A 12,750-nucleotide genomic window follows, 5' to 3' on the forward strand; every position below is an offset into this window, starting at 1 on the left:
TTAAATGGCTACCTCTTTACCGAACAACTGCGTTAAATCACGTCGCGAAGCGTCATCAAGAGACTGTTTATCGACTTTAATATAAGCAACTTGCTGGTCAGGCATCACCACAACTTCTTCGATACCACGAATTGCCAATAGTTGTGTGGTCCACTCATTCACCTGTTGCACTTGCGGCAATGGCAGCACAATAGATGACAAATACCGCGGCTGAGCTAAACCAAAACTAATTAGCAGCCATATTATAGCAATCCCTGCTAAGACACTCCATCCAATCGCAGTATTATGTAACATCAATAATTGACCACCTAGTGTGCCACCAAAAAAAGCACCTAAGAACTGGCTACTGGCATTTACCCCCATAGCGGTGGCTTTCGACTGGATTGGAGCAGACTTCGACAACCAAGAAGGTAATAAAGCCTCCATCACATTAAATGCAATAAAGAAAATTCCTAAGCCAGCGAGTAATACATATTTTGATTGATAACCAAATATAAGAAGAAGCAAACCTGCAATAATGCCTGTAATGGCTGTTAAGAAAATGCCGCGCATTTTGCGATATTTTTCAGCGATGATAATGCTAGGAAATGCAAAAAACAGACTAATAACCAAAAGTGGCAAATACACCAAACCGTGGCTAGCCAAAGGAATGTGCGCAAACTCGATAAGCTGTGACGGCACATAAATAAACATGGCAGTCAGCAATAAATGCAATGCAAAAACCGAAACGTGTAAACGGTTTAAATCACCCATTTGAATGACTTGTTTAAGCTGTGCCATGTAGCCTTGCTGATAATTACGATGGTGACGAGTGACTTTAGGCACCAGCAATAACATCGCAATCGCGATCAAACCCATGATGGTTGTCACAAAGAACAAACCAGAAATACCCACAAGGCTTGTGAGCCAAGGCCCAAGACTAAAAGCGACTACAAAAGATAAGCCAATACTCATACCCATGGCAGCCATGGCTTTAGTACGCTGCTCTTCACGCGTCACATCGGCTAAAAGTGCCATAACTACTGCCGAAACTGCACCCGCCCCAGCGATAGCACGGCCAATAATCACGCCATAAATGGTGTCAGATAGTCCGGCAATTGCACCGCCAATAGCAAAAAGCAATAGACCAAAGACCACAAGCGGTTTACGGCTAAAACGATCAGCAAGTAAGCTAAATGGAATTTGTAAAATGGCCTGACTTAAACCATAAATACCTACAGCCAAACCAATGAGTGCTGGAGTCGCATATTGATATGACTGCCCAACTACAGAAAAGACAGGAATAATCATGAACAAGCCCAACATGCGTAGCGCAAAAATACTACTTAAGGCAAAAGTTGAGCGACGTTCTAAAGCATTCATCATATCAATACACGTTATAAAACTAAGTAAATTATAAGCCGATTCGTTTCTAAAAATACGGGACACCTTATTTAAAATAACGATTTGGGCTTAAAAAAATAAAGAGGCGTTTAGCCTCTTTAGTTTATCGAAGTTTGCTGAAAATTAGCTTAAGGCGACTGTTGCTCGCGCTTCGAATATTGAATTGAAGCGATAACCGCCCAAACAATGAACGCTACACCAATTAAACCTGTAACAACTTCCGGTACATGCACACCTGTACCACTTGCAATCATAATGAATGCTAAAGCACCGATCGCATAATGCGCACCATGTTCCAAGAACACATAGGCATCTAACGTACCTTTTTCTACAAGATAAACTGTCATTGAACGGACGAAAATAGCACCAATTGCAAGACCGAGCATAATCACGACAACGTCGCTAGTAATGGCAAATGCACCAATTACACCATCAAAACTAAATGATGCATCTAACACTTCAAGATATAAGAAACCACCTAAACCGGCTTTTACAACACCAGAAGCGGCGCCTGTTCCATCTTGTAATACAGCATTACCATTTTCATCAATTTCAGGCTCACCACCTAACAAATGACTGAGCACTTCAACGCCAATGTAAACCACAATACCCCAAATACCGGCCATAGTTACAGCTAAACGTTGATGGTCATCGACATAACCTGCCATCACAATTAAGGCAATCAAAGCAAGAAATACAGACATTGCCGGTACGCTTGCCAAGCTTGCAAGTTTAGATTCAAGCCATCTAAACCAATGCGTTTCTTTTTCGTCATCAAAGAAAAAGTTTAAGAACACCAGTAATAGGAATGTTCCACCAAAAGCCGAAATTTCAGCGTGATGTGCCATTAAACGTTCAGAGTAGGTTTTCGGATCATTAAGTGCCATTTTGGCTACTTCGACAACACCCATATCAGCAGTCACTGCAACAATCACGACTGGGAAAATCAGACGCATACCAAAAACGGCGATTAAAATACCTACCGTTAAAAAGATCATTTTCCAGAACGGGTCCCAATTACGGAGAACCGATGCATTCACGACCGCATTGTCAAAAGATAAAGAAACTTCCATCACAGCTAAAATCGCGGTAATGGTTAAAGCTTTAAGCATGGTTGACACGCCCGCTTCAGGTCCATGGGTAAAACCCCAGTAAGCGGATAGTGCTAAACACACCACCGTAAAAAATATCGAAAATCGGAAATGCTTCATGGATCAGACCTATACCAAGAATTAAATTTAATCTTTCTTAAAACCGCGGCTATTATATCGATAATTAACCACAAAACGATGTTGTTTTGTGCCGTTATTCACTTTACTTTATCTCACTGTTTAATAAAGAAATTTATAATATTTCATTAACTTATTAATCGTATTAAATATTTTCTTGCGATATATCTATCATTATTATTTTTGTATTTTAAAATTGATTTAAAATCGGGTTTAGCTGTCTTATTTTAAATGGAATGTTTTTATGCTTTTTTCTCAAGAACTCTGGCAACGTAATTTAAATTTATATCAAAAAATTCTCGACCTGCCTTTTAATCAGGAACTTGCTAACGGTACTTTAGATAAAGAAGCTTTTTGTCATTATGTTATTCAAGATGCTCAATATTTAGTGGCCTATGGCCGTGTGTTGGCTGTTGCAGCAGCTAAAGCTTTTGATGCTGACGATATTATGCAGTTTTCTGATGCAGCTAAAATTGCAATTGTGGTCGAACGCAGTTTGCATGACGACTTTATGAAAAACTTTGGTGTCACCAAAGAAGAATTTAAAAATACCCCATTGACCTTGGCAGGCCATCATTACACTTCATTTTTGACAGCAACTGCTTGGTCTGAAAGCTACCCTGTTGTACTTGCTGCTCTATTACCTTGCTTCTGGATTTATGCCGAAGTCGGTAAAGACATTGTGAGTAAGTCTGTCCCAAACAATCCTTATCAGGCATGGATCGATACCTACGCAGGTGAAGAATTCCATACCGCCGTTCGTAATGTGATTGCGACGGTAGATAAAGTTGCCGCACGTTGTGATGCAGATACTTTAGAGAAAATGCATGCAGCCTATACCATGGGTGCAAAACTTGAATGGTTATTTTGGGATAGTGCCTACCATCAAAGACAATGGTTAGGTTTAGATCAGATCTAAATCAAGATGAGCTCTGACCATTTACTTCGTTAAATGGTCAGTCTTTAATTTAACTTTGAAACAATTGCCAGCCGTAAATCAAACCTGCCGCAGCCACAACCCAGCATAGTGTTGCGACTCCTAGACAAGACCACATCGACATACGCGTTGCCAGCACATAAACAGCAACTAAATAAATGGCATAAGGAATAAGGGACCATAGACCAAACAAAGCAGTTTTTTGTAACGCTTCGGCTCCTTTTTGCTGAAAAACAATCACATGAGCAATTAAAGCGAAGGTAGGAAAAAGCGGGACTAAACCCGCAATATAAAATGCCTTACTTTTCGATAAAATCGAAATAATGAGGACAACTCCAGCCCCCAACATACACTTTAAAAATAACGCCCACATGCGCCTATCCTATCTGGTCATTTCCATTTCAAAACGCTGTATTTTGCGCTTTTTAAAGAAAATTAACAGCGGCTAAAGCAATCAATGCCGGAACCGCCTGAATATAAATAATCTTTTTACTGGCAGTTAGACCACCATAAATACCAGCAATCAGTACACAGCCTAAAAAGAAGTTGGCAATTGATGTTGTAAATGGTGCATCAGCCAATAAAGACCAAAATAAACCCGCCGCTAAAAAGCCATTATAAAGACCTTGGTTCTGTGCCATGACTTTGGTGAGTTTTGCTTTTTCTGCATTATTTCCAAAGGCTTTCATGCCATAAGGTTTGTCCCACAAAAACATCTCTAACACTAAAATATAGACATGTAATATTGCGATAAGCGCAATCAATATTTGTCCGATCATACAATTTTCCTTTTTATTTTAAAGATATGAAAAAAGATCAGTCTCTCGACTGATCTTTTAATGTGTTACGGTTTTAACAACACTTTGCCTTGACGAGCACCTTGCGTTGCTCTTTGAGCGGCAGTTTTAATCTCATCAAAACTAAATACACCTTCTACAGGAAGGATTAATTTTTTCTGAGTAGCTAATGTTAGCAGCTCAACGATCAGTTCCTTTTTACGAGCTGCTGGCATTTCTTTATTAACCACACTCGCCCAGAAACCTTTTACTGTCGCTTGTTTGAAAATTAGATCACCCGATGAAATCTGCATGGTTTCGCCAGTCATACTACCGAACGAAACGAGCAGGCTATTTTCACTGAGTAAATTCAGCATTTCACCACTTGCACTTCCACCAATCGAGTCCACACCGGCAATTAGAGGTTGGTCACCGTGAATCTGTTTAACTTGCTCTTTCCAGTTAGGTTGATCGGTTGCAACAACATGCTGAATACCTAATGCTTGCATCTCGGCAATTGCATCACTACGACGAACCAGATTAATCACAGGCAAACCACGTGCCTGTGCAATCATTGCCACCGTTTTACCGACTGCACCATTCGCCGTGTTTTGAATGAGCCATTGGCCTGGTTGAACATTTACAAAGTCGAGTAGCATGAGTGCACTAATTGGCATACCAATCAGTTGTGCTGCTGTTTCATCATCAATTTCATTATTGAGTGGAATAATCCCTTGCGCTGGCGCAATAAAGTATTCAGCCCAACTGCCATGCACAGCCGCAACGGCAATACGTTGCCCGACTTGTACATGAGTAATGCCTTCGCCCAACGCATCAACAATACCAACTGCCTCACTGCCACCAATCGCAGGTAAAGTCGGCTTATAGCCATAGCTTCCACGTACTGTCCATACATCATGGTTATGGATCGGAGACATGATGGTTTTAATACGCACTTCGCCTGCTTTTGGCTCAGGCTTTGGCATATCCGCCTGCTCTAAAACGTCTACAGGTTCGCCAAAATTACGATGGATAATACTTCGCATGCTTTATTCCTCTATCGGTTTTAAGAGTTGTTGGGTGGTTTCTAAGGCTAGATGTAGATGTGCTTTGTCTTGCGACAATTTTGTGAGTAAAGCAGCACCTAACCATAACTGGTACATGACTTGCGCAGTTTTTAAAGGATCAATATGTTTTGGAATTGATCCTTCTTGTTGCCCTTCTTTGAGTAGCAAAGCCAAACGTTGCGTTAGTTTGTGCACACCGTCATTTAGAATTTGACGCATATCTTCTGATAAGTCCGAAACCTCGGCTGCCAATTTCACAATCAAGCAGTTTTCAGCCCAGCTACCATGGACCGGATCATCAATCCACGCCTGCCATAAAGCCATTAAACGGGCATGGGCACTTTGCTCACTGTGCTGCCAAAGCTGTTCCATACGGACTTTATAATTGGCCATGTATTGCTCGAGCAACGCACAGCCAAACGCCTCTTTTGAAGCAAAGTAGTGATAGAACGAACCTTTAGGTACGTCACAAGCCTTTAAAATTTCTTGCAAACCAACACCGACAAAACCTTTATGTAGCACCAGTTCAAAACTGGTATCTAAAATGTGTTGTCGTGTGGTTTCGCTTTTATTTAATCGTTTCATGCATTCATCATAAACAACTATTAGACCAGTCGTCTAGTAAAATTATGTTGCTGGTTAAAATTTGCTTAGAGTAGAAATGTAGAATGAGGAATGTTAAAAATACAACCTGCTTAATTAAACAAATTTTGTCGTTTGTCGTTTAACCGTCACAATTTGTCGCTTTAAATCATTTTATACCACTTGAACAATTTTAAATCGTTATCATATATAGGGTCTGTTGTTTATAACCAGTCACACCTCCCTGCGGCTGATCACTCAACACCTAAATTTTCATCAATACACAATTGAGATGTTTTATGAGCCAAAGTCATATCCGTATTCGAGGCGCACGCACCCATAACTTAAAAAATGTGTCACTCGATATTCCACGCGACAAATTTGTGGTAATTACGGGGCTATCAGGTTCAGGAAAATCTTCTCTTGCCTTTGATACCTTGTATGCCGAAGGACAGCGCCGTTACGTCGAATCACTTTCGGCCTATGCCCGTCAGTTTTTATCGCAAATGGAAAAACCTGAAGTTGACTCGATTGAAGGTTTATCACCAGCCATTGCGATTGAGCAAAAGTCTACTAGCCATAACCCACGTTCAACGGTTGGTACGATTACCGAAATTTATGACTATTTGCGTCTGCTTTATGCACGTGTCGGTACGCCTTATTGCCCTGAACACGACTTACCTATGGTTGCGCAAACTGTTTCTGAAATGGTCGATGCGGTAAAAAACCTTGAGGAAGGTACAGCACTTATGTTGCTTGCCCCTGTTGTTCGTGAGCGTAAAGGTGAATACAGCAACTTGTTCGAACAACTGCAAGGTCAAGGTTTCGTTCGTGCCCGTGTTGATGGTGAAATCATTGATATTGATACACCACCGGAACTCGACAAAAAGAAAAAACATACCATTGAAGTCGTTGTTGACCGCTTTAAAGTACGTGATGACTTAGGCAACCGTATTGCTGAATCATTTGAAACTGCACTGCGTTTGGGTGGTGATATTGCCGTTTTATCATGGATGAATGGCGAACACCCAGATCGCGTTTTTTCTGCAAAACACTCATGCCCTGAATGTGATCGCGCAGTCGCAGAGCTTGAGCCACGTTTATTTTCATTTAACAACCCGTTTGGTGCGTGCCCTGTCTGTGATGGCTTAGGTACACGTAGCCATTTTAGCCCTGAAAAACTCATTCCTAACCCTGAGCTTGCAATTAGTGAAGGTGCTATTCGTGGTTGGGATCGTCAACGTCCTTATTACTATTCAATGCTGCAAAAAGTTGCCGACCATTTCGGTTTTCAACTTGATACACCATGGAATCAGTTAGATAAAGACACGCAAAAGAAATTCTTACAAGGTACTGGCAAAGAAAAAATCGATTTAAGTTATATCGATGAACGTGGCCGTAAACATACACGCGTGCAACCTTTTGAAGGAATTTTGCCACACCTTGAGCGTCGCTATCGTGAAACTGAAAGTAACTATGTACGAGACGATTTAGCTCAATATCTCTCTAATACAGCGTGTGATGCATGTGGCGGTTCACGTCTCAATGAAATTTCACGTCATGTTCGTGTAAAAGACAAAACGATTGCCGACATTACCCGCATGTCGATTGGAGATGCCGAAAGTTACTATCAAGGTATAAACCTTGAAGGTGCCAAAGGTGAAATTGCAGATAAAATCTTTAAAGAGATTCGTGAGCGTTTACATTTCTTGGTGAGTGTTGGCCTGAACTATTTAAGTCTGGCTCGTTCTGCCGAAACACTATCGGGTGGTGAAGCCCAGCGTATCCGTCTAGCTTCGCAAATTGGTGCAGGTTTGATGGGTGTCATGTACGTCCTTGATGAACCATCAATTGGTCTCCATCAACGTGATAATGACCGTTTATTACAAACGCTAATTCGCTTACGTGATTTGGGCAATACGGTATTAGTCGTGGAACACGATGAAGATGCAATCCGTGCAGCTGACCATATTATTGATATCGGCCCTGGTGCTGGCGTGCATGGTGGTGTTGTCATTGCTGAAGGTACGTATGATGAGCTGGCTAAACATGCCGACTCACTCACAGGTCAATATCTTTCAGGCAAACTCAAAATTGAAGTGCCAAAACAGCGAACTCAACCACCTAAACCTGAAGAAAAAATTAAACTTTCAGGTGCAGCGGGTCATAACTTAAAAAATGTCGATTTAACCATCCCGCTTGGCATTATGACTTGTGTCACGGGTGTTTCAGGTTCAGGTAAATCAACACTGATTAACCGTACGTTACTTCCACTGGCTGCAACACAGCTCAACGGTGCAACGACTTTAACAGCTGAAAAATTTGACTCGATTGATGGTCTACAACATCTGGATAAAGTCGTTGATATTGACCAAAGCCCAATTGGCCGTACACCGCGCTCTAATCCAGCGACTTATACGGGTCTATTTACGCCAATTCGTGAATTATTTGCTCAAACACCAGAAGCGAAAGCGCGTGGTTATAGTGCGGGTCGTTTCTCGTTTAACGTAAAAGGCGGACGCTGCGAAGCGTGTGAAGGCGACGGTATGATTAAAGTCGCAATGCACTTCTTACCAGACATGTATGTACCTTGCGATGCATGTCATGGCAAACGTTATAACCGTGAAACACTTGAAGTCGGTTATAAAGGCAAAAATATTTCTGATGTTTTAGAAATGACGGTTGAAGATGCTGCTGAGTTCTTTAGTGCTATTCCAGTTATTCACCGTCGTTTAGAAACCTTAACTCAGGTAGGTCTAGGCTATATTCGTTTAGGTCAGGCGGCTACTACTTTATCTGGTGGTGAAGCACAGCGTGTCAAACTGGCTCGTGAGTTAGCGAAACGTGATACGGGTAAAACGCTTTATATCTTGGATGAACCAACAACAGGTCTGCATTTCCATGATATTGCCAAGTTACTCGATATTTTGCATGAGCTACGCAACAAGGGTAATACCATTGTGGTAATTGAACATAACCTTGATGTAATTAAAACAGCAGACTGGGTGGTCGACTTAGGCCCTGAAGGTGGTTCGGGCGGTGGTATGATCATTGCCGAAGGAACACCTGAACAAGTAGCCGAGGTTGAGATTTCCCATACTGGTCGCTTCTTGAAACCGATGTTGAAACAATAAAACAAAAAGCCGGAATTTATTTTCCGGCTTTTTTTATCCCTCTACTACATTCCGTCCCCGAGCTTTAGCTCTTAAGAGTGAACGATCAGCGTTCTCTAATAACTCCATCCAGCTTGTCGCTCCAATCGCAAACCCAATACTGACCGATACATGCAATTTTTCTTGTGTACCAGATAGATCAATTTCCTCTAAAGAAATCGCAATACGAATTTTTTCGGCCAAGAGACGTGCATCTAAAAACTGCACCTGTTCTAACAAAATTAAAAACTCATCACCACCATAACGAACAATTAAATCAGAAGCCCGTACATTTGCTTTTAATTGATCTGCGATACGTCGAATCACTTGGTCACCCACAATATGACCATATTGATCATTCACGTGTTTAAAGCGATCAATATCAATAATCATTAAACAAGTTTGAGAAAATTTTTGAGGGTAACTCTCAACAATTTTTAAATACTCAGATAAAGCCAAACGATTGGATACACCCGTTAATGGATCTGTATTGGCAATATTTTTAAGCTGGAATTCAAAAGCATCTCGCTGCTTGAGCATTCTTTGTAAACGATCAATAGCTTCGAACAACGAAATAAATTCGCCTTTTTTAGGTTTCAACTCATCTATTGGGTAATCTGTGCTATGAGATAAATCAAGAATTAAGGTACGGGCCTGAATAAGAGGCTCAAACACCCTTCTCTTTGCATAAATTAGTGTAAGTAAAGCAGCTGCTAAGGATATGCTTGAAATGAGTAAAGTAAGGAAAAACTTCTTTTTTGCTAAATAGTTTTCTTGAGATGCAATTAAGACGCTTTTATTAAGTAAAAACTTTTGCAAATCAATAACCGTGGTAAATTTATCAACGATTTGGTCTGTCAGCTCTGTTCCATTTAAATGATAGGCTTGGTGCTTTTGGCTTTCATCTAAAAGCTGACCCACAATAGGTACGCCTTTATCTAAAAATTCAGTTTTAACCCTTGAGTAAAGGCGATGATATTCCGGAGTTTTAGCTTGCTCTGACTGTAGTGTGTCTACAAGTGCCCATAAGTAGCGTGCTTGCTGCTGAGTCTGCAAAGACCGCGCCCGATTATCATTAGGTATGGTTTCTTTAAAAGTCACAGGCGCAATAACATTAGATGCAGTACGACCAGCTTGATCCCGCATATCGGTCAACACCACAATCAAAGTAAAGTAATTGTTAATTTGGCTATCTTTACTTTTTAACTGTAGCATCAAATTTTGTAAAACTTCTCGGCAGCTATCCCAAGCTCCAAACATAGCCAAAATTGCATTATCGAATTGTATAGAGCTTCTCGCTTGTTCAGGAGTTGCAACATAATAGTCAACTACAGCACGCGCCTGTTTTAAATCATCTCTAAATTTAGTATCTAAAGTATTTGCTAAATCGGTATAACCTTCTTCTTTTAAAATATGAATAGTTTCATTAAGTTGGCGATCAACAGAAAGGCGATATTCTTTTAAGTTTTTTTGATTTTTTGAAAAATCGGCAGCGTTACTCGACATTAATTTATTTGCGGGCGCACGTTCTTTAGAGACTTTATTTGCGACTTCAGCAATTGATCTTAAGCTTTTAATTTCAACCAAAGCCTGTTTAGTTTTTAAGTACTCTTGATAACTGCTGACAATAAGCGGAACCGCCATAAACAGTAAGGACAAAATAATGACCAACATGAAGAAAAACAGTCGATTACTGATATGTTCTGAACGTAATCCTGACATTTCTAGCTGGTACTCCGTAAATGTCCTACCATGATCACTACTATAGAATGAAGTAATTAATCCGCATCCTAGCACTTTACTGAACAGAAGTTCAGCAACAAAGTTCGATTAACGCAATATACGCTTTCATCTTTTCTATTTCTTAAAAATTTGATCGAAAGAGCAAATGATGGCTATAGCAAAACTCCATTTTACAGATGATGTAAATTTCGCAATCCTATAATTAGCTTCTTTTTCCTCTTGGATGTTTCTCCCAGCATCCTAAACCCAGCCCTCAGCTGGGTTCTTTTTTATACACACTCAATAGAAGAAATTTCATGTATTTTTTCTAATAAATATTAATGTTTTCTTATAGATAAAAAAAAGCTCAACCTTGGGGAAAGCTGAGCTCGTAAAGTCTGATGTGATAACACATCGTATCTGGGAAAGCACTTCCAACTCTAAAAATGTTAGATAGTGAACTTTGCAATTGAATTGTGTGACTTATCTCTAATTTTGTAAAGTTGATTAAATTGATCAGAATTAATTTTTTAATCGTTTTTTTAGTTTAAAAACATATTTTCTTTGCTTTATTCAATTATATAATAATTCAAAATAGATAGATTATTTAGATGAACTTATCAAAATAGTGTTAACTATTACTCAAAATACAGCAAAATTGAAAAAAGAATAATGTTTTAGTGGCTATTTATTAAACAAGTCGACAAATAAATTAACGATAAAACCGATTAATAAAATCGCTTTTTTCAATTGTAAATGTAATTATTTTTAAACTATTTAGTGTCAATTCCCTATGAAACTTAAGGTTTAGGCTCTTGTTAATGTTCATTTTTTTAGCAGGTTGACATAATACACTTCAATTGTTGTTTTTTTAACCATTTTTAACATAAGTGTCAAATTTCCTTAACATTACGTTTCATCTATTATTGACTTCATAAATTGTTACAATACAATGACCCCAGCTTTATCTCTTGTTAATGCTGGAAATGATTATGAAAAAACTTGGTTTAGCCACTGCTGTATTATTAGCCATGACCGGTGCTCATGCTTATCAATTTGAAGTTCAAGGTCAATCTGAATATGTTGACACAACTGCAAATGATAAAAACTTCACTGGTGACGTTGCTGGTACATTCTATTTGAAAAATGTTGATACAGCTAAGGGTCCTTTAGCTGAAGCAGCTTTCTTAAACCAAGCTTCTAGCGTGTCTTTAGGTTATAGCTATCAACAATATGACCAAAACAACGTAAACTACCACATTGGTACATACGGTGTTAAAGGTGAGGCATACGTTCCAACTCCTTACCTTCCTGTATATGCTAGCGCAACTTACAACCACACTGATGTTGATGGTAAAAACAACTTCTCTAAAGATGACAACGGTGACCGTTATGCATTAGAAGTTGGTGCTATGTTGTTACCTAACTTCTTAATGACTGTTGGTTATACAAGTGTTGCTAACCAATTCGCTTTAGATAACTTCGGTATCATCGGTAACGGTATCTACTCTGCTGTTAACCAAACTGCTGCTATCCAAAACGACCAAGATGCTGTTACAGCACGTGCTAAATATGTTGGTCCAATCGATGGAACTAACATGGCAATCGGTTTTGAAGCTGCTGGTGCATTCGGTCAAGAAAACCAATACGGTTTAAAAACTGACCTTTACTTGACTCCTAAGTTAAGTGTTGGCGCTACTTTCGTGGGTAACGATGGCGAAGCTGACATCAAAGGTAATGACCTTGGTGAATTCCGCCAAGCTTGGGGTGGTAACGTAAACTACTTCATCACTCCTGCTTTAGCAGTTGGTGCATCTTACATGAAAGCTGACGTTAAAAAGTCTAGCTACGATACACAAACTATCGGCTTAAATGCTAAATTCCGTTTCTAATTTAATTTAG

At 39.7% G+C, this 12,750-nt stretch carries 10 protein-coding genes; 3 read left to right on the top strand and 7 right to left on the bottom strand.

The features are described 5' to 3' along the window. Together NQ782_RS06520 and NQ782_RS06525 are read right to left on the bottom strand one after the other, a co-directional pair. Complete coding sequence (locus NQ782_RS06520; protein WP_000980460.1) at positions 1-1,365, bottom strand: MFS transporter; 1,365 nt, start codon at positions 1,363-1,365, stop codon at positions 1-3. A 146-nt stretch (positions 1,366-1,511) separates the two neighbouring features. Further along, on the bottom strand, positions 1,512-2,594 hold the full coding sequence (locus NQ782_RS06525; RefSeq protein ID WP_000680214.1) for a DUF475 domain-containing protein: 1,083 nt from the start codon (positions 2,592-2,594) through the stop codon (positions 1,512-1,514). Positions 2,595-2,856: 262 nt separating this feature from the next. On the opposite strand from NQ782_RS06525, the gene tenA reads away from it, so the two are divergent. Beyond that, complete coding sequence (gene tenA / locus NQ782_RS06530; protein WP_000899418.1) at positions 2,857-3,531, top strand: thiaminase II; 675 nt, start codon at positions 2,857-2,859, stop codon at positions 3,529-3,531. 49 nt (positions 3,532-3,580) lie between these two features. Here the strand turns inward: tenA and NQ782_RS06535 are convergent, their stop codons facing one another. The 4 genes from NQ782_RS06535 to NQ782_RS06550 all read right to left on the bottom strand — a co-directional run bounded on the left by NQ782_RS06535 (position 3,581) and on the right by NQ782_RS06550 (position 5,977). Further along, positions 3,581-3,922, bottom strand: a complete 342-nt coding sequence (locus NQ782_RS06535) for a GlpM family protein (protein ID WP_000263327.1) — start codon at positions 3,920-3,922, stop codon at positions 3,581-3,583. Between the two features lie 52 nt (positions 3,923-3,974). Further along, complete coding sequence (locus NQ782_RS06540; protein ID WP_057094162.1) at positions 3,975-4,328, bottom strand: DUF1304 domain-containing protein; 354 nt, start codon at positions 4,326-4,328, stop codon at positions 3,975-3,977. A 65-nt stretch (positions 4,329-4,393) separates the two neighbouring features. Then, positions 4,394-5,371, bottom strand: a complete 978-nt coding sequence (locus tag NQ782_RS06545) for a zinc-binding dehydrogenase (RefSeq protein ID WP_057094164.1) — start codon at positions 5,369-5,371, stop codon at positions 4,394-4,396. A 3-nt stretch (positions 5,372-5,374) separates the two neighbouring features. Then, entirely contained in the window at positions 5,375-5,977 is a 603-nt protein-coding gene (locus NQ782_RS06550; protein ID WP_000826319.1) for a TetR/AcrR family transcriptional regulator, read from the bottom strand. Between the two features lie 296 nt (positions 5,978-6,273). Here NQ782_RS06550 and uvrA point away from each other — a divergent pair, with 296 nt between their 5' ends. Beyond that, entirely contained in the window at positions 6,274-9,108 is a 2,835-nt protein-coding gene (uvrA, locus tag NQ782_RS06555; RefSeq protein ID WP_057094166.1) for an excinuclease ABC subunit UvrA, read from the top strand. 33 nt (positions 9,109-9,141) lie between these two features. Here uvrA and NQ782_RS06560 read toward each other — a convergent pair whose 3' ends face one another. Then, on the bottom strand, positions 9,142-10,848 hold the full coding sequence (locus NQ782_RS06560) for a GGDEF domain-containing protein (RefSeq protein WP_000016119.1): 1,707 nt from the start codon (positions 10,846-10,848) through the stop codon (positions 9,142-9,144). Positions 10,849-11,840: 992 nt separating this feature from the next. Between NQ782_RS06560 and omp33-36 the strand changes: the two genes are divergently transcribed. Then, positions 11,841-12,740: a porin Omp33-36 gene (gene omp33-36 / locus NQ782_RS06565; protein WP_000733005.1), complete on the top strand. Its 900-nt coding sequence runs from the start codon at positions 11,841-11,843 to the stop codon at positions 12,738-12,740. Positions 12,741-12,750 lie beyond the last annotated feature (10 nt).

It is taken from the genome of Acinetobacter sp. BD54 (genome assembly GCF_044778325.1).
Classification (GTDB): domain Bacteria; phylum Pseudomonadota; class Gammaproteobacteria; order Pseudomonadales; family Moraxellaceae; genus Acinetobacter; species Acinetobacter baumannii.